Origin of the sequence: Cellulomonas sp. ICMP 17802, from assembly GCF_041295535.1 — a bacterium.
GTDB lineage: Bacteria > Actinomycetota > Actinomycetes > Actinomycetales > Cellulomonadaceae > Cellulomonas.
The window spans coordinates 168,516-185,744 of sequence record NZ_JBGFQZ010000002.1 but is presented as its reverse complement, the minus strand read 5'-3'; the positions used below and the strand labels follow the sequence as shown (position 1 = coordinate 185,744).

Here is a 17,229-nt window from a genome sequence, read left to right as displayed (position 1 = left end):
TTCAGGCCTTCCCGAACCGGCGGCGCTGCAGCTCCCGCACCTGGTCGACCAGCTGGGGCACCGGCCCCTCGACCGGGAGGCCCGGCGCGACCGTCGTGATCGGCAGGACCGCGACCGGCCCGGCCGGGATGCCCCACTCCGCGCGCCACGCCGCGGTCTGCTCCGCCGAGGTCACGTAGACGATCCGGCCCAGGCCGACCCACGCGTGGGCGGCCGCGCACATCGGGCAGTGCTCGCCGGACGTGTAGACCGTCGCCGCGGCGCGCTCGTCGGGCGTGAGGTGGCCGGCCGACCAGCGCGCGATCTCGAGCTCGGGGTGGCGGGTCTCGTCGCCGTCCTTCACGCGGTTGCGGTCCTCGAACCGGACCTGGCCGGCGGCGTCGACCAGCACGGAGCCGTAGGGCTCGTCGCCGTCGTCGAGGGCCTCGCGCGCGAGCTCGACGGCGCGGGTCAGGTGGGCGAGGTCGGCGTCGGTGAGGGTCACGAGGACAGGGTGCCAGCCTGCGCCGCGACGGTGGCGACGAGCTCGGTCCCGTGCTCGAGGAACACGTCGCGAGCGAGCAGCGCCAGGGCATCGCCGTCGCGGCGGTGCAGCTCGGCGAGGATCGTCGCCATCCGCCGCGACTCCATCTCCGGCGCCCCGCCGACCAGGGTCCGCAAGCGGGTCACGTGCACCCGGTAGCGATCGATGCTCTCCACCAGCACCGGGTTGTCGCACCGCGCGAGGACGAGGTCGAAGAAGCCGGGACCGACGAACGGGTCGGCCGTGCGGGCGGCACGCCCCGCCTGCGCGACCCAGTCCCGGTCCTCGTCGGTGAGGTTCGGCGCCGCCAGCCGCGTCGCGAGGCCGAACAGCTCCGCGAGCACGACGACGATCTGCTGGAGCCGCTCCGGGTCGACGGGCGCGACCGTGTAGCGACGGCCCACGTCGATCCGGACGAGGCCGATGCCCGCGAGCTGCTGGAGAACCTGGCGGACCGGCGTGCGTGAGACGCCCAGCGTGTCGGCGAGCTCCGCCTCGCGCAGGGCCTCCCCCGGCTCCAGCTCGCCGGTGACGATCGCCGCGCGGACGGTCGCGACGAGCTGGTCGGTCAACGACGTGAGCCGGAGCGGTTCCTTCGGCGGACTCAATGGCACGGACAGCTCCTACGGCTCGCTCGGCGACTCCCGACAGTAGCCCGGCGCGGCAGCCCTCTCGGAGGACCTCGGTCGGGACCAACGTCCTCGAATCTTGGTATACCCGCATACCAGTATGTAGGTATCGGAGCGCGAGGCGCACCAGGACATGCGCGGGTCGAGGCACCCGCCACAGGGAGGAACGACCGTGAAGAGAACCACCCACCGCTTCGGCGCGATCGCCACGAGCGTCGTGCTGCTCGGCGCCGTCGCCGCGCCGGCGATGGCGAACGACGACGTCCCGGCGTCGGACGGCACGACCGCCCAGGACGTCGTCGTGGTCGACGACGGTGCCGGCGACGCCACGAACGACGCGGCGGACGCGGCTCCGGCCGACGGCAGCGCCGACGGCGCGGCGGACGAGGCGCCGGTGGACGACGAGGCGATCTCCGACGACACCACGACGGGCGACCCCGCCATCGCCGCGGGGGCACCGAGCGAGGTGGCCGACCCGGTCGGGTCCGCGCCGGCCGCGGTCGCCGCGCCCGTCGCCGTGACCACCGTCCACTCCACCGACAAGGACGCGGCGGGCTGGGGCATGGAGGACCGCACGTTCGGCCACCACGAGTACGTCGCGGACGGCCTGCACGTGTGGACCGAGGCCGGCACGGCCAACCCCGGCCTGTCGCAGTCCAAGGCCGCGGGCTACGTCGCGGCGAGCTTCCCGCTCGCGGACGCGGCAGCCACCCGCATCGACTTCGCGTCGACCTCGGGAGTGCGCCCGAGCGTGCAGCTCGCCGTCGACCGCGACGGCAACGGCACCTGGGACGGCTACCTGGTCTACGAGCCCTGGGCGTACGGCGACGGCAGCTGGTGGACATCGAAGGCCGGGTTCGGAGTGAGCTCCGGCATGGGCTACGCCTCGTTCGGCACCATCGACGCCTTCGTCGCGGCGAACCCCGACGCCCGGGTCATCGGGGTCGGCTACTCGCTGGGCTCCGGCGTGATCGGCGACGCGGTCATCTCACGGATCGTCGTCGGCGGGGCGACCTACACCTTCGGGCTCGCGCCCGTGGTCGTGACGCCCCCCGGGCCCGTGTTCACCCTGCACTCCACCGACAAGGACGCGGCCGGCTGGGGCATGGAGAACCGGACGTTCGGCCACCACGAGTACGTCGCGGACGGCCTGCACGTGTGGACCGAGGCCGGCACCGCGAACCCCGGCCTGTCGCAGTCCAAGGCCGCGGGCTACGTCGCGGCGAGCTTCCCGCTCGCGGACGCGGCAGCTACCCGCATCGACTTCGCGTCATCGACCGGCGTGCGCCCGAGCGTGCAGCTGGCCGTCGACCGCGACGGCAACGGCACCTGGGACGGCTACCTCGTGTACGAGCCCTGGGCGTACGGCGACGGAAGCTGGTGGACGTCGAAGGCCGGGTTCGGAGTGGGCTCCGGCATGGGCTACAGCTCGTTCGGCACCATCGACGACTTCGTGGCCGCGAACCCCGACGCCCGGGTCATCGGCGTCGGCTACTCGCTGGGCTCCGGCGTGATCGGCGACGCGGTCATCTCGCGGATCGTCGTCGGCGGGGCGACCTACACCTTCGGCCTGGCGCCCACGGTCACGACGCCCCCGGCGCCGGCGGGCTCGGAGCCCACGACGCCGGCCGTCCCCGCCGCGCCCGTGGCGGACCCGCCGGTGGTCCCGGCGAACGCCGTGCTTGCCGACGAGACCGACGCCAGGCTCGCGGCGACCGGGTCGCAGGCCGGGTTGCTCGCCCTGGTCGGCGCGGCGATCATCGCGGCCGGCGTCGGCCTGCGCCGCATCGCCCGGCGCTGAACGGACGGGTCGGGCCGAAGGGTCAGCGGCCGGTGCCGTCCACCGCGTGGGGCTCGATCGCGGCGATCTCGTCGGCGGTCAGCGGTGAGGCGGACAGGGCCGCGACGTTGTCCTCGAGCTGCGCGACCGAGCTCGCGCCGACCAGGGCGGACGTGATCCGGTCGTCGCGGAGCACCCACGACAGGGCCAGCTGCGCGAGCGACTGCCCGCGGCCGGACGCGATCTCGTCCAGGGCGCGCGCACGGGACAGGTACGTCTCCGAGATGGCGGCGGGCTTGAGGAAGTGCCCGACGGCGGCGCGGGAGTCGGCCGGCACGTCACCCGAGAGATAGCGGCCGGTGAGCAGACCCTGCGCCAGCGGGGAGAACACGATCGTGCCGATGCCGAGGTCGCCGACGACGTCGAGCAGGCTCTCGGTCTGCCCCTCGGCCACGTTCTCCACGTGCCGGTTGAACATCGAGTAGCTGGGCTGGTGGATCAGCAGCGGCGTGCCCAGGTCGGCGAGCACCCGCTGCGCGACGCGGGTCTGCGCGGGCGAGTAGTTCGAGATGCCCGCGTACAGCGCCTTGCCGCTGGTCACGGCGGTGTGCAGCGCCCCCATCGTCTCCTCGATCGGCACCGAGGGGTCGGGGCGGTGCGAGTAGAAGATGTCGACGTAGTCCACGCCGATGCGCGCCAGCGACTGGTCCAGCGAGGACAGCAGGTACTTGCGCGAGCCGCCGTCGCCGTACGGGCCGGGCCACATGTCGTAGCCGGCCTTCGAGGAGATGACCAGCTCGTCGCGGTACGGGCGCAGGTCCGAGGCCAGGATCCGACCGAAGTTCTCCTCGGCGGAGCCGTACGGCGGGCCGTAGTTGTTGGCCAGGTCGATGTGCGTGATGCCCAGGTCGAACGCCCGGCGCAGGACCGCGCGCTGCGTGTCCAGCGGGGTGGTGTCCCCGAAGTTGTGCCACAGGCCGAGGGACAGCGCCGGCAGGTCGAGGCCGCTCCGTCCGGTCCGGCGATAGGTCATCGAGTCGTAGCGGGCGTCGTCGGCAGCGAAGGGCATGAGACAACGCTATCCGTAGGATCACCGTGTGCTGCACGTCGCGTTCTTCGAGCCCCGCATCCCCGGCAACACCGGCAGCGCCATCCGGCTGGCCGCGGGCACGGGCGCCACCCTGCACCTGGTCGAGCCGCTGGGCTTCGACCTGTCGGAGGCCAAGCTGCGGCGGGCCGGGCTCGACTACCACGACCTCGCGCACGTGGTCGTGCACCCGTCCCTCGACGACCTGCTGGCGTTGCTCCCGGGGCGCGTCTTCGCCTTCACCACGCAGGCGACCCAGCACCACACCGACGTCGCCTGGGCCGACGAGGACGTCCTGCTGTTCGGGCCCGAGCCCACAGGGCTCCCCGACGAGGTGCTGGCCCACCCGCGGATCACCGGACGGGTGCGGATCCCGATGCTGCCGGGCCGGCGGTCGATGAACCTCTCGAACGCCGCGGCGGTCGGCGCGTACGAAGCGTGGCGGCAGCTGGGGTTCGTCGGCGGGGTCTAGAGGCCCCAGGTGCGGCAGGATCGACGGATGTTCACCACGCGCCCCGAGCTCCTCGGCACGTTCGGCATGGTCGCCTCGACGCACTGGCTGGCGTCCGCCGTCGGCATGCGCACGCTCGAGGCCGGCGGCAACGCGTTCGACGCGGCGGCCGCCGCCGGCTTCACGCTCAGCGTGGTCGAGCCGCACCTCAACGGGCCGGGTGGCGACGCCCCGATCATCGGGCACCGCGCCTCCGACGCGCACACCTTCGTGCTCTGCGGCCAGGGCTCCGCGCCGGCGCTGGCGACGATCGACGCCTACCGCGACCTCGGCCTCGACCTGGTGCCCGGCACCGGCCACCTCGCCGCCGTCGTGCCGGGGGCGTTCGGCGCCTGGCTGGACCTGCTCGCGCGGTACGGCACGCTCCCGCTGGCCGACGTGCTGGGCCCGGCGATCGGCTACGCGCGCGACGGCTACCCGCTGGTGCGGGCGGCGTCGCGGACGATCGCGACCGTGGCCGAGATGTTCGCCGAGCACTGGCCCACCTCCGCGGAGGTCTACCTGCCGCACGGCCAGGTCCCCGCCCCGGGCACCCGGTTCACGAACCCGGTGCTGGCCGACACCTTCGAGCGCCTACTGGTGGCCGGCGGCACCCGCGAGGAGCAGATCGAGGCGGCCCGGCGCGCGTTCTACGAGGGCTTCGTCGCCGAGGCGGTCGACGCCTTCCAGACGTCCGTCGCCGTGCGCGACTCGTCGGGCCGACGCCACACCGGCCTGCTGCGGGCCGCCGACCTGGCCGCGTGGCGCGCGACCGAGGAGCCGACGACCTCGCTGCGGTTCGCCGGCCGCACGATCCACAAGACCGGCGCCTGGGGGCAGGGGCCCGTGCTGCTCCAGCAGCTCGCGATGCTCGACGCGCTCGACGTCGCGGCGATGGTCCGGAGCAACGACACCCTCGCCCTCGTGCACACCGTCGTCGAGGTGGCCAAGCTCGCGTTCGCCGACCGCGAGGCCTGGTACGGCGACGTCCCGGACGTGCCGCTCGAGGCGCTGCTCTCGCCCGCGTACGCCGCCGCCCGGGCGGCCCTCGTCGGGCCCGAGGCCTCCGAGGGGCTGCTGCCCGGCTCGCCCGAGGGACGGGTGCCCCGGATGTCGGCCAGCCTCTGGGGGTCGCGCGAGAGCGCGGACGCCGGCGTCGGCGAGCCCACCGTCTCGCCGCTCGGGCTGAGCCCCGGCGACACCTGCCACGTGGACGTCGTCGACCGCTGGGGCAACCGCGTGTCCGCGACGCCGTCGGGCGGCTGGCTGCAGTCGAGCCCGGTGGTGCCGGGCCTGGGGTTCGCGCTGCCGACGCGCGCGCAGATGTTCTGGCTCGAGCCGGGGCTGCCCAACAGCCTCGCGCCCGGCAAGCGGCCCCGGACCACCCTCAGCCCCGCGATGCTGCTCGACGACGACGGGTCGGGCGTCGCGTTCGGCACCCCCGGCGGCGACCAGCAGGACCAGTGGACCGTGCCGTTCCTGCTGCGGCACCTGGTGGGCGGCGCCGGGCTGCAGGCCGCGATCGACGCGCCCATGTGGCACTCGTCGCACGTGCCCGGCTCGTTCTACCCGCGCACGCACACGCCGCGCGGGCTCGTGGCCGAGTCGCGCCTGGGGACCGACGTGCTGGACGGGCTGTCCCGGCGCGGGCATGCGGTGGAGACCACCGGCCCCTGGGAGCTCGGCCGGCTCAGCGCCGCGGGCGTCCGGTCCGACGGGATGCTGGTCGCCGCCGCCAACGCTCGCGGGATGCAGGGCTACGCCGTCGGGCGGTGAGGACTAGCGCCCCGGGGTCGAGGCCCGCAGCACGACCTCGGTGGGCACGTGGGTGAGCCGCGGCTCGTCCGCCGCGTCGGCCAGCGCCAGCTCGGTGGCCGCGATGCCCACGTCGACCAGCGGGATCCGCACGGTGGTCAGCGCCGGGACCACGTCGCGCAGCGTCGAGATGTCGTCGAACCCCGCGAGCGCGACGTCCTCCGGCACCCGGACACCGGCCTCCCGCGCCGCCGCGAGGGCGCCGAGCGCCATGACGTCGTTCACCGCGAACACCAGCTCCGGCAGCTCGCCGCCGCGCAGCAGCGCGCGCATCGCGTCCTCGCCGCCCTCGTGCGTGAAGGCGCTCGTGAGCACCGCGCTGTCCGGCACCGGGTCGCCCAGCTCGGCGAGCGCGCCGCGGAACGACTCGCTCCGCTCGCGCGCGGTCAGGTGGCCCGCCGGCCCCGCCAGCACCGCGAACCGCCGGTAGCCGCGAGCGTGCAGCGCCTTGGCCAGGTCGCCCGCACCCTGCGCGTTGTCGATCACCACGGCGTCGACGCCCAGGATCGGCTGGCCGATGAGCGCGACCGACCCGCCGACCGCGCGGTAGTCCGCGAGCGCCGCGCGCAGCTCGTCGTTGGTGGCGTCGTCGTCCAGACGGCCACCCGCGATGACGATCGCCCGCGCGCGCTGCCGCTTCAGCAGGTCGACCAGCCCGCTCTCCCGGCTCGGGTCGTGCTGCGTGCTGGCGAGCGTGACCTGCAGGCCGGCCCGGTCGGCGGCGCGCGCGACGCCGGCGGCGATCGAGGAGAAGTACGGGTCGGCGATGTCGTGCACCACGAGCCCGAGCGACGTCGTGCGGCCGCGGGCCATCGCCTGCGCATTGGCGTCCGGCGTGTAGCGCAGGCGGGCCGCCGCGGCGAGCACGCGGTCGCGCAGGTCGGCCCGCACCGTCCGGTTGGCGCTGCCGTTGATCGCGCGGGAGGCGGTGGCGAGGGACACGCCTGCCTCGCGCGCGACGTCGCTGAGGGTCACGGATGCGGCCATGTCAGGAGGGTAGGCGCTTGCCACGGCCGCGCGGCGCGTTCGGCGCGGGCACGCCGGTGCTCGTCTGAGGGAAAGCGGTATCCTGCCCAGGTGACGACGCCGCCCAGCCTGGCCGAGTGCGTGCTCGTGCTGCGCCCGGACGACGACGTGGGCGTCGCCACCCGGGACCTGCAGTCCGGCACCGTGCTCGAGCACGTGGTGGTCACCCAGAGCGTGCCGCGGGGCCACAAGCTCGCCGTCCGGGACGTCGCCCGCGGGGAGCCGGTGCGCAAGTACGGGCAGTCGATCGGGCGCGCCACGCGCGACATCGCCGTCGGCCAGCACGTGCACAGCCACAACCTCGGCATGGACGACGACGAGCGCGCCTACGAGTTCGGCACCGCGCGCGTCACCCTGCCGACGCCCGACGGGCCCGTGCGGACGTTCGACGGGTACGCGCGCGGCGACGGCCGGTGGGGCACCCGCAACTACGTCGGCATCGTCACCTCGGTGAACTGCTCGGCCTCGACCGCCCGGCTGATCGCCGACCAGTTCCGCGGCCGCGTGCTCGACGCCTACCCGCACGTCGACGGCGTCGTCGCGCTCACCCACGACACCGGGTGCGGCCTGGTGCCGACCAGCGAGGGCGCGCAGATCACGCGGCGCACGCTGCGCGGGTACGCCGACCACCCGAACATCGCCGGCCTGCTCGTCCTCGGGCTCGGCTGCGAGATGCTGCCCGCCCAGACGCTGCTGGACGGGCTCGACCTGCCCGCCGACAAGCCGGTGCGCACCCTGGTGATCCAGGAGACCGGCGGGATCCGCGCCACCGTGCGGGCGGGCGTCGCGGAGATCGAGGCGATGCTGCCCGGCATCGACGCGCTCCGGCGATCGCCCGCGCCCGTGTCCGAGCTGGTGCTCGGGCTCAACTGTGGCGGGTCCGACGGGTACTCCGGCATCACCGCCAACCCCGCGCTCGGCCACGCGTCCGACCTGCTGGTGGCCCGCGGCGGCACGTCGATCCTCGCCGAGACGCCCGAGGTGTTCGGCGCCGAGCACCTGCTGCTGCGTCGCGCGGTCTCCCGGGACGTCGGGCAGAAGCTGCTCGACCGGCTCGACTGGTGGAAGGGCTACACCGCGGCCGGCGGCGGCACCATGGACAACAACCCGTCCCCGGGCAACAAGGCGGGCGGGCTGACCACGATCCTGGAGAAGTCGCTCGGCGCCGTGGCCAAGGGCGGCACCGCCGAGCTGGTGGAGGTCTACGAGTACGCCGAGAAGGTGACCACCCGCGGCCTCACGTTCATGGACACCCCGGGCTACGACCCCGTCTCGGTCACCGGGCTGGTCGCCGGCGGCGCGACCGTCGTCGTGTTCACCACCGGCCGCGGCTCCGTGCTCGGCTGCAAGCCGACGCCGTCCATCAAGGTCGCGACGAACACCGCGACGTACCTGCGCATGACCGAGGACATGGACCTGAATGCCGGGCGGATCGTCGACGGCACCGCGACCGTGACCTCCGTGGGCGAGGAGCTCTTCGAGCTGGTCGTCGCGGTCGCGTCCGGGCGGCAGACGGTGTCCGAGGAGCTCGACCTGGGGTCGGACGAGTTCGTGCCCTGGCAGCTGGGCGCGGTCACCTGAGTCAGGGAGGTTCCGACATGAAGTTCGTGCTCGAGGTCGACCTCGCGGCCGGCGTGGTCCCCGACGACGTCGTCGGGGAGCTCGGCCGGATCCTGCGCTACTGGGCGGGGAACGTGAAGCACTACCCGCTGGAGCCGGGCGCCGGCGAGACGATCTCCGACTCGTCGTACACGTCCGTCGGCACGTGGCGGTTCACCGAGTAGGTCAGCGGTCGACCCGGGCACCGCCCCCGCCGGCGAGCTTGAGCACCTCGGCCTTGCTCACCATCGTGGTGTCGCCGGGTGTGGTCATGGCCAGCGCCCCGTGCGCGGCGCCGTACTCGACGGCCGTCTGCAGGTCCTCGCCGGCGAGCAGCCCGTACGCCAGGCCCGACGCGAAGGAGTCGCCGCCGCCCACCCGGTCGAGGATCTCGAGCCGCTCCCGGTGCGTGGCGCTGACCAGCCCGGTCTCCGTCGACCACGCGATGGCGCCCCAGTCGTTGACGGTCGCGGAGTGCACGGTGCGGAGGGTCGTCGCGATGACCTGGAAGTTCGGGTACGCCTGCGCAACCCGGTCGATCATCGCCGCGAACGAGTCGAGCTCCAGCGTGCTGAGGTTCTCGTCGACCCCCTCGACCTCGAAGCCGAGCGACGCCGTGAAGTCCTCCTCGTTGCCGATCATCACGTCGATCGACGGGGCGATCGCCCGGTTGACCTCCTGCGCCCGCGCCTGCCCGCCGACCGCCTTCCAGAGGCTGGGGCGGTAGTTGAGGTCGTAGCTGACCACCGTGCCGTGCTTGCGGGCGACGGTCACGGCCTCGATCACCGTCTCGGCGGCGCTGTCCGAGAGCGCCGCGAAGATGCCGCCGGTGTGGAACCAGCGCACCCCGAGCTCGCCGAAGAGGTGCTCCCAGTCGACGTCGCCCGGTGCCAGCTGCGCGGCGGCGGTGTGCCCGCGGTCGCTCACCCCGACGGCCCCGCGCACCCCGAAGCCGCGCTCGGTGAAGTTGAGCCCGTTGCGGACCGACCGGCCGACCCCGTCGTAGGGCACCCACCGCAGGAACGACGTGTCGACGCCGCCGGTGAGGATGCAGTCCTCGACCAGCCGGCCCACCTCGTTGTCCGCGAGCGCGGTGACGACGGCGGTGCGCAGGCCGAACGCCCGGCGCAGGCCGCGGGCCACGTTGTACTCGCCGCCGCCCTCCCACACCCGGAACGAGCGCGCGGTCCGGATGCGGCCCTCGCCGGGGTCGAGGCGGAGCATGACCTCGCCGAGCGAGACGGCGTCGTAGCGCGTCTCGGCCGCGGGGCGGATGGTGAGGCTGGACATGACCGGAGCTCCTAGGGGTGCGCGACGAGGCTGACCGCCTCGGCCGTCAGGTCGCGGACGGCATCGAGGTCGCCCACGCGCACCAGCTCGCGCGGGACCATCCACGAGCCCCCGACGGCACGGACCGACGGGAGCGCGAGGTACTCGGCGAGGTTCGCGGGGCCGATGCCTCCCGTCGGGACGAAGCCGACGTCGCCGAACGGGGCCGCGAGGGCGGCCACGGCCTTGGCGCCGCCGGACGTGCCGGCCGGGAAGAACTTCACGGTGGTGAGGCCGAGCTCGAGGGCCGCCTGCACCTCGGTCGCGGTCACGGCGCCGGGCAGGGCGAGCACGCCGTGCTCCTGGCACCGCTCCACGACCGCGCGGCTGGTGCCGGGCGACACCACGTACGACGCGCCCGCGGCCACCGCCGCGTCGACCTGCTGCGGCGTCAGCACGGTCCCCGCACCCACCAGCAGGTCGCCGCGCGCGGCCATGACGCGGATGGCGTCGGCCGCGGCCGGAGTGCGGAAGGTGACCTCGGCGACCGGCAGCCCGCCGTCGACGAGCGCCTGGGCGAGCCTGTCAGCGTGGGCCGCGTCGTCGATGACCACGACCGGAACCAGTCGGTGCGCCGCCAGGCGCTCCAGGATCTCGCTCACTCGTGCTCCTTCGCACCGTGCTCGTCGCCGGGTCCCGTCGCCGACGGGAAAGCGTTTGCCGTCCGTGGTCGAGCATACGCCTGCCGCGGGATCCGGTACGCGAGGTCGACCGCCGTCTCGATCGCCTCGTCCAGGTCCAGACGGTGCTCCGCCACCAGCCGCCCCAGGAAGCCGGCGTCGACCCGCCGGGCGAGGTCGTGCCGCGCGGGGATCGAGCAGAACGCGCGGGTGTCGTCGACGAACCCGGTCGTGTTCGCGAACCCCGCGGTGTCGGTCACCGCCTCGCGGAACCGCCGCATCCCGTCGGGGGTGTCGAGGAACCACCACGGCGCGCCCAGCCGCACGGCCGGGTACACCCCCGCGATCGGGGCGAGCTCACGGCTGAAGGTGTCCTCGTCCACCGTGAAGAGCACCAGCCGCAGGCCGGGGTGGTGCCCGAACGCCTCGAGCAGCGGGCGCAGGCCGCGCACGTACTCCGTCGGCACCGGGATGTCGTACCCCACGTCCGGCCCGCGCAGCGCCGCGACCGCCCGGTCGTGGTCGCGCAGCACGCCGGGGTGGAGCTGCATCACGAGGCCGTCCTCGGACGACATCCGGGCCATCTCGAACAGCATGTGCCCCGAGAACGCCTGAGCGTCGGCCGCGCTCACGTCCCCGCGCAGCGCGGCCGCCACGATCCGCTCGGCGTCGGCGGCGCCCAGCGGCGTGGTGTCCGCCGACAGGTGCCCGTGGTCGGTCGCCCGCGCACCGGCCGCGACGAACGCCCGCCGGCGCTCCTCGAGCGCGCGCAGCAGGTCCCGGTAGCCCCCGACGGCCACCCCCGACCGCTCCTCCAGCAGCGCGACGTCGGCGCGCCACCCCGGGCGGTCGACGTGCAGGACGGCGTCAGGCCGGAAGGTCGGGACGACACGCTCGCCCCAGCCGCGCGCCGCGAGGTCCGCGTGGTCGGCGAGCGTGGCCGTCGCGGCGTCCGTCGTCGCCAAGGTCTCCAGCCCGAAGCGCTCGAACAGGGCCAGCGGACGGAAGCCCGGCTCCGCCAGCCGCGCGGAGATCTGGTCGAAGAGCCGGTCGGCCGACCCGGCGGACGGCCGCTCGTCGACGCCGAACACCTCGACCAGCTCGTGCTCGAGCCAGTAGCGCGTCGGCGTCCCCTGGAACAGCGGCCAGTGGGTGGCGAACGTGCGCCAGACCTCACGCGGGTCCGCCGTCGCCCCCGGCCGGTCGCCGCGCGGGACCCCGACGGCGTCGTGGGGCACGCCCTGCGACACCAGCATCCGGACCAGGTAGTGGTCCGGCGTGACCAGCAGCGAGGCCGGGTCCGCGAACGGCTCGTCGCGGGCCAGCACCCCGGCGTCGACGTGGCCGTGCATGGACACGATGGGCAGTCCCGCGGTCGCGTCGAGGATCTCCCGCGCCAGCGGCCGGACCGACGGGTCGCTGGGCAATGCCCTGTCGGGGTGCAGCGACCAGCCCGCCTCGCCCGCCATCGAACCCTCCTCGGATGACTCCCGGTGCAAACGCATTCATCGCAGCCAACCAGGCGTCGCCGCTGACCACAAGCCCTCAGCAAGAAGGATCCCGCATCGCGGGATGCCTGTTGCCCGCAGGCGCGACGACGTGCTGCAATCGCATTCATCGAACGACGACGGCATCGGGGAGGGCACCTGTGGTGGTCACGCTGCGCGACGTCGCGCGCGCCGCCGGCGTGTCCCCGGCCACCGCGTCCCGCGCGCTGAGCGCACCGGACCTCGTCGCCCCCGCGCGCCGCGAGCACGTGCAGCAGATCGCCCGTGAGCTCGGCTACCGGCCCAACCGCGCCGCGCGCGAGCTCATCACCGGTCGCACCGGCAACCTCTGCCTCGTCGTGCCCGACCTCGAGAACCCGTTCTTCGCCGCGGTCGCCAAGGGCGTCCAGGCCCGGGCCCGCGCGCTCGGCTTCGCGCTGCTCGTCGCCGACGCCGAGGAGGACCCGCGGCTCGAGGCCGAGCTGGTCGGGCACCTGGGCGCCCAGGTGGACGGCGTCGTCCTGTGCTCGCCGCGGATGTCCGAGGCCGAGCTCGACCGGCTGCGCCGCGACGTCCTCGATCGCGGCGTCCCGCTGCTCCTGGTCAACCGGCTGCACGACGGCCTGCCGTCGGTCGTCATCGACAACGCGGACGGCGTCCGCCAGGCGGTGCGGCACCTGCACGCGCTCGGCCACCGGCGCATCGGGTTCGCCGGCGGGCCGGCCGGCTCGTGGTCCGACGCCCAGCGGCGCCGCGGGGTGGAGCACGCCTCGCACGGTCTGCGCAGCGTCGAGATGGTCGATCTCGGGCACTTCCCGCCCGTCTTCGCCGGCGGCGTGGCGGCGGGCGACCTCGTGGCGGCGAGCGGCGTCACGGCGGTGCTCGCGCACAACGACCTCCTCGCGCTGGGCATCCTCAGCCGGCTGCGGGCGCGCGGGATCCGGGTGCCCGAGGAGGTCTCGGTGGTGGGGTACGACGACATCCCCGCCGCGACGCTCGTCTCGCCCGCGCTCACCACGGTGACGGTCCCGCTGGGCCGGCTCGGCCGGGCCGCCGTCGACCTGCTGGTGGAGACCGGTCCGGTGCCCACGGTCGCGGAGTCCGCCCTGGCCGCGGGGCTGGGAGCCGCCCGCGGCGAGCCGGACGACACGCCCACGGTGCTCATCGGCGTCGAGCTCGTCGTCCGTGCCTCGACCGGCGTGGCAGCCACGGACGCGCGATGAGCGGCCCCCGCCTCTCGCGCACCACGCTGCGGACGCTCGAGGCGCGACCGGGCGTGCGACTGCCGGTGGTCGACCCGGGCGCGGTCACGGTCGGGATCGTCCACCTGGGCCTGGGCGCGTTCCACCGCGCGCACCAGGCGGTCTTCACCGAGGACGCGGCGGCGGCGACCGGCGAGCTCGGCTGGGGGATCCTCGGCGTCACGCAGCGCAGCGGCCGCGTGGTCGAGCAGCTCGCGCCGCAGGACGGGCTGTACGGGGTGCTCACCAAGGGCGCCGACGAGACGTCCCTCCGCCTGGTCGGCTCGCTGCGCGACGTCGCGTTCCCCGGCACGGACACGGCGCGCGTGCTCGACCGGATCGCCGCGCCGACCACGCACGTCGTGACCCTCACCGTCACCGAGAAGGGCTACCGGCGAGCGGTCGGCGGCGGCCCGGACCTGGCCGACCCGGACCTCGCGGCGGACCTCGAGGCGCTCGCCGGGGAGCTGCGGGGCGCGCCGCAGGAGGTCCGGCCCGCGCGCTCGCCGCTCGGCCTGCTGCTGCGCGGGCTCGCCCTGCGGCACGGCCGGGACGCGGGGCCGCTGACGGTGGTGTGCTGCGACAACCTCGCGGAGAACGGCCCGGTCCTGGCCGCCCTCGTCCACGCCACGCTGGACGCCGTGCCCGGCGCGGACGCGCTCCGCGCGTGGATCGGGGCCTCGGTCCGGTTCCCGGCGACGATGGTGGACCGGATCGTCCCGGCGACCACGGACGCCCACCGCGCACAGGCCCGCGCGCTGCTCGGGCACGACGACGCGGGTCTGGTGGTCGGCGAGCCGTTCTCGCAGTGGGTGGTCGAGGACGCGTTCGCCGGGCCGCGGCCGGCCTGGGAGCGCGCCGGGGCCACCCTGACCGCCGACGTCGCCCCGTACGAGCGCGCCAAGCTGCGGGTGCTGAACGCCAGCCACTCCACGCTCGCGTACCTCGGGGCGCTGCGGGGTCACGCGACGATCGCGCAGGCGATGGCCGACCCCGACCTGGCCGGCGCCGTCCGCGCGCTGGTGGACGAGGACGTGCTGCCGACGCTCGTCGCCCCCGACGGGGTGGACCTGACCCGGTACCGCGACGACGTGCTCGCGCGGTTCGCCAACCCGCACACCGGCCACACGACCGTGCAGGTCGCCATGGACGGGTCGCAGAAGCTGCCGCAGCGGCTGCTCGGCACGGTGCGCGACCGGCTCGCGGCGGGGGCGGTCCCCACGGCGTCGGCCACCACGGTCGCCGCGTGGATCGCCTACGTGCGGGCGACGTCGCGGGGCGAGCTCGACGTCGACGGCCGGCCGGTCGCGCTCGACGACCCGCTGGCGAGCACTCTCGCGGAGGCCGCCGCGGGGCCGCTCGACTCCCTCGCCGACCGGATGCTCGGCGTGCGGGCGGTCTTCGGCGACGACCTGGCCGGGCAGGACGCGTTCCGGCTGGCGGTGCGCTCGGCCCTGGCGGGGCTGGTGGCCGACCCGGTCTGAGCGGCAGCGCTCCGGACCTCGATCCCTTGACGGCACCGGGCGTGCGTGCGCTACGCTGGAAAGCGCATTCCACTCCGACCGACACCGCGGTCCCGACCACTCGGAGCAGCACCCATGACGACTCGCACCCTGCGCATCGGGATGAACGGCATCACGGGCCGGATGGGCTACCGCCAGCACCTGGTCCGGTCGATCCTGTCGATCCGCGACCAGGGCGGCGTCACGCTCGAGGACGGCACGCGGGTGCAGGTCGAGCCGATCCTCGTGGGCCGCAACGCGGACAAGGTGCGGGAGCTCGCGCAGCTGCACGGGGTCGAGCACTGGACCACGGACGCCGACGCGGTGATCGCGGACCCGACCGTCGACGTCTACTTCGACGCCCAGGTGACCAGCCGCCGGTACGAGGCGCTCGCCGCGGCGATGAAGGCCGGCAAGCACATCTTCACCGAGAAGCCGACGGCCGAGACGCTGGCGGACGCGATCGACCTGGCCCGGCTCCGCGAGAGCACGGGCGTCACCGCGGGCGTCGTGCACGACAAGCTGTACCTGCCGGGCCTGGTCAAGCTGCGCCGGCTCGTCGACGAGGGCTTCTTCGGCCGGATCCTGTCGCTGCGCGGGGAGTTCGGCTACTGGGTGTTCGAGGGCGACGGCCAGGAGGCCCAGCGCCCCAGCTGGAACTACCGCAAGGAGGACGGCGGCGGCATCGTCGTCGACATGTTCTGCCACTGGAACTACGTGCTGGAGGGCATCCTCGGCACGGTCAGGACGGTGAACGCGCAGGCCGTCACGCACATCCCCACGCGCTGGGACGAGCAGGGGAACCCGTACGACGCCACCGCCGACGACGCCGCCTACGGCATCTTCGAGATCGAGACGCCCGGCGGCGACCCCGTGGTCGCGCAGATCAACTCGTCCTGGGCCGTCCGCGTGTACCGCGACGAGCTGGTCGAGTTCCAGGTCGACGGCACGCTCGGGTCGGCGGTCGCGGGCCTGAACAAGTGCGTCGCCCAGCAGCGCGCACACACCCCGAAGCCCGTGTGGAACCCGGACCTCCCGGTCACCGAGTCGTTCCGCGACCAGTGGCTCGAGGTGCCGTCCAACGGCGACCTGGACAACGGGTTCAAGCTGCAGTGGGAGGAGTTCCTGCGCGACGTCGTCGCCGGGCGCACCCACCGGTTCGACCTGCTCTCGGCCGCGCGCGGCGTGCAGCTGGCCGAGCTGGGTCTGCGGTCGTCGGCGGAGGGACGCCGGCTCGACGTCCCGGCCATCGAGCTGTGACCGCCGACCTGAGCCGGTTGTCGCTGAACACGGCGACGACCAAGCGCTGGACCCTGCGCGAGGCGGTCGACGGCGCCGTGCGCGCCGGGCTCCCCGCGGTCGGCGTGTGGCGGGACCGCGTGCAGGAGGTCGGACTCGCCGAGGCCGCGAAGATCGTCGCCGACGCCGGGCTGCGCGTCTCGTCGCTGTGCCGCGGCGGCTTCCTCACCGCCGAGGACGACGCCGAGGCGACGGCGGCGCTCGACGACAACCGCCGCGCGATCGTCGAGGCCGCGACGCTCGGCACGCACGAGCTGATCATGGTCGTCGGCGGGCTGCCCGAGGGGAGCCGCGACCTCGTCGGCGCCCGGCGGCGCGTGGCCGACCGGATCGGGGAGCTCGCGCCGTTCGCCGCGGGGCACGGCGTCCGGCTCGTGCTGGAACCTCTGCACCCGATCTTCGCCGCCGACCGCGCGGTCCTCTCGACGCTGGGCCAGGCGCTCGACCTCGCGGAGCCGTTCCCGGCGGAGGTCGTCGGCGTGGTCGTCGACACCTACCACGTGTGGTGGGACCCGGACCTGCAGCCGCAGATCGCCCGGGCGGGCGCCGCCGGCAGGATCGCGAGCTACCAGGTGTGCGACTGGATCCTGCCCCTGGCCGCCGACCCGCTGCTGTCGCGCGGGCACGTGGGCGACGGGTACATCGACTTCCCGACGATCACCCGGTGGGTGGCCGAGGCCGGCTACACCGGCGACGTCGAGGTGGAGATCTTCCGCGAGTCGGTCTGGGACGCCCCGGGCGACGAGACGGTCGGCACCCTGGCCGCGCGCTACCGGGAGCACGTGCAGCCGTACCTCTGACC

At 74.6% G+C, this 17,229-nt stretch carries 16 protein-coding genes; 9 read left to right on the top strand and 7 right to left on the bottom strand.

Annotation, left to right across the window (positions count from 1 at the left end; translation table 11 throughout):
* Position 1: 1 nt before the first annotated feature.
* Together AB5970_RS04480 and AB5970_RS04475 are read right to left on the bottom strand one after the other, a co-directional pair.
* On the bottom strand, positions 2–484 hold the full coding sequence (locus tag AB5970_RS04480) for a nucleoside deaminase (RefSeq protein ID WP_370502705.1): 483 nt from the start codon (positions 482–484) through the stop codon (positions 2–4).
* A complete protein-coding gene (locus AB5970_RS04475; protein WP_370502704.1) occupies positions 481–1,137 on the bottom strand; it encodes a GntR family transcriptional regulator in 657 nt (218 codons plus the stop codon). The genes AB5970_RS04480 and AB5970_RS04475 overlap by 4 nt, the downstream gene beginning before the upstream one ends.
* A 187-nt stretch (positions 1,138–1,324) precedes the next feature.
* Between AB5970_RS04475 and AB5970_RS04470 the strand changes: the two genes are divergently transcribed.
* Entirely contained in the window at positions 1,325–2,953 is a 1,629-nt protein-coding gene (locus AB5970_RS04470) for a hypothetical protein (RefSeq protein ID WP_370502703.1), read from the top strand.
* Between the two features lie 22 nt (positions 2,954–2,975).
* Here the strand turns inward: AB5970_RS04470 and mgrA are convergent, their stop codons facing one another.
* Positions 2,976–4,001, bottom strand: coding sequence for an L-glyceraldehyde 3-phosphate reductase (gene mgrA, locus AB5970_RS04465; RefSeq protein WP_370502702.1), 1,026 nt, complete (start codon positions 3,999–4,001; stop codon positions 2,976–2,978).
* A 28-nt stretch (positions 4,002–4,029) separates the two neighbouring features.
* Here mgrA and AB5970_RS04460 point away from each other — a divergent pair, with 28 nt between their 5' ends.
* Positions 4,030–4,491, top strand: a complete 462-nt coding sequence (locus AB5970_RS04460; RefSeq protein ID WP_370502701.1) for a tRNA (cytidine(34)-2'-O)-methyltransferase — start codon at positions 4,030–4,032, stop codon at positions 4,489–4,491.
* A 27-nt stretch (positions 4,492–4,518) separates the two neighbouring features.
* Positions 4,519–6,285, top strand: coding sequence for a gamma-glutamyltransferase family protein (locus AB5970_RS04455; RefSeq protein ID WP_370502700.1), 1,767 nt, complete (start codon positions 4,519–4,521; stop codon positions 6,283–6,285).
* A gap of 3 nt (positions 6,286–6,288) precedes the next feature.
* On the opposite strand, the gene AB5970_RS04450 is transcribed toward AB5970_RS04455, so the two are convergent.
* Positions 6,289–7,311 (bottom strand): LacI family DNA-binding transcriptional regulator, encoded by a 1,023-nt coding sequence (locus AB5970_RS04450; protein ID WP_370502699.1) that lies wholly within the window; start codon positions 7,309–7,311, stop codon positions 6,289–6,291.
* A gap of 90 nt (positions 7,312–7,401) precedes the next feature.
* On the opposite strand from AB5970_RS04450, the gene AB5970_RS04445 reads away from it, so the two are divergent.
* On the top strand, positions 7,402–8,931 hold the full coding sequence (locus tag AB5970_RS04445; RefSeq protein ID WP_370502698.1) for a UxaA family hydrolase: 1,530 nt from the start codon (positions 7,402–7,404) through the stop codon (positions 8,929–8,931).
* A gap of 17 nt (positions 8,932–8,948) precedes the next feature.
* Positions 8,949–9,134 (top strand): hypothetical protein, encoded by a 186-nt coding sequence (locus AB5970_RS04440; protein WP_370502697.1) that lies wholly within the window; start codon positions 8,949–8,951, stop codon positions 9,132–9,134.
* A 1-nt stretch (position 9,135) separates the two neighbouring features.
* Here the strand turns inward: AB5970_RS04440 and AB5970_RS04435 are convergent, their stop codons facing one another.
* Genes AB5970_RS04435 through uxaC form a run of 3 tightly spaced genes read right to left on the bottom strand, consistent with a single transcriptional unit; the run spans position 9,136 to position 12,367 of the window.
* Positions 9,136–10,239: a PfkB family carbohydrate kinase gene (locus AB5970_RS04435; protein ID WP_370502696.1), complete on the bottom strand. Its 1,104-nt coding sequence runs from the start codon at positions 10,237–10,239 to the stop codon at positions 9,136–9,138.
* Between the two features lie 11 nt (positions 10,240–10,250).
* Positions 10,251–10,880 (bottom strand): bifunctional 4-hydroxy-2-oxoglutarate aldolase/2-dehydro-3-deoxy-phosphogluconate aldolase, encoded by a 630-nt coding sequence (gene eda / locus AB5970_RS04430; RefSeq protein WP_370502695.1) that lies wholly within the window; start codon positions 10,878–10,880, stop codon positions 10,251–10,253.
* Positions 10,877–12,367: a glucuronate isomerase gene (uxaC, locus tag AB5970_RS04425; protein ID WP_370502694.1), complete on the bottom strand. Its 1,491-nt coding sequence runs from the start codon at positions 12,365–12,367 to the stop codon at positions 10,877–10,879. The genes eda and uxaC overlap by 4 nt, the downstream gene beginning before the upstream one ends.
* A gap of 179 nt (positions 12,368–12,546) precedes the next feature.
* On the opposite strand from uxaC, the gene AB5970_RS04420 reads away from it, so the two are divergent.
* The 4 genes from AB5970_RS04420 (at position 12,547) to AB5970_RS04405 (ending at position 17,227) form a co-directional block, all read left to right on the top strand.
* The gene (locus AB5970_RS04420) at positions 12,547–13,608 is read left to right on the top strand and encodes a LacI family DNA-binding transcriptional regulator (RefSeq protein ID WP_370502693.1); all 1,062 of its coding nucleotides are present in this window, start codon (positions 12,547–12,549) and stop codon (positions 13,606–13,608) included.
* Complete coding sequence (locus AB5970_RS04415) at positions 13,605–15,110, top strand: mannitol dehydrogenase family protein (RefSeq protein WP_370502692.1); 1,506 nt, start codon at positions 13,605–13,607, stop codon at positions 15,108–15,110. The genes AB5970_RS04420 and AB5970_RS04415 overlap by 4 nt, the downstream gene beginning before the upstream one ends.
* Before the next feature lie 114 nt (positions 15,111–15,224).
* Entirely contained in the window at positions 15,225–16,388 is a 1,164-nt protein-coding gene (locus AB5970_RS04410) for a Gfo/Idh/MocA family protein (protein WP_370502691.1), read from the top strand.
* Positions 16,385–17,227: a sugar phosphate isomerase/epimerase family protein gene (locus tag AB5970_RS04405; protein ID WP_370502690.1), complete on the top strand. Its 843-nt coding sequence runs from the start codon at positions 16,385–16,387 to the stop codon at positions 17,225–17,227. Before AB5970_RS04410 ends, AB5970_RS04405 begins: the two co-directional genes overlap by 4 nt.
* Positions 17,228–17,229 lie beyond the last annotated feature (2 nt).

What these genes read in the sequence shown, in the direction of transcription:
- mgrA (WP_370502702.1), bottom strand. Translation starts at nt 4,001, where the DNA reads ATGCCCTTCGCTGCCGACGACGCCCGCTACGACTCGATGACCTATCGC.
- AB5970_RS04455 (WP_370502700.1), top strand. Translation starts at nt 4,519, where the DNA reads ATGTTCACCACGCGCCCCGAGCTCCTCGGCACGTTCGGCATGGTCGCC.
- AB5970_RS04450 (WP_370502699.1), bottom strand. Translation starts at nt 7,311, where the DNA reads ATGGCCGCATCCGTGACCCTCAGCGACGTCGCGCGCGAGGCAGGCGTG.
- AB5970_RS04440 (WP_370502697.1), top strand. Translation starts at nt 8,949, where the DNA reads ATGAAGTTCGTGCTCGAGGTCGACCTCGCGGCCGGCGTGGTCCCCGAC.
- AB5970_RS04435 (WP_370502696.1), bottom strand. Translation starts at nt 10,239, where the DNA reads ATGTCCAGCCTCACCATCCGCCCCGCGGCCGAGACGCGCTACGACGCC.
- uxaC (WP_370502694.1), bottom strand. Translation starts at nt 12,367, where the DNA reads ATGGCGGGCGAGGCGGGCTGGTCGCTGCACCCCGACAGGGCATTGCCC.
- AB5970_RS04415 (WP_370502692.1), top strand. Translation starts at nt 13,605, where the DNA reads ATGAGCGGCCCCCGCCTCTCGCGCACCACGCTGCGGACGCTCGAGGCG.
- AB5970_RS04410 (WP_370502691.1), top strand. Translation starts at nt 15,225, where the DNA reads ATGACGACTCGCACCCTGCGCATCGGGATGAACGGCATCACGGGCCGG.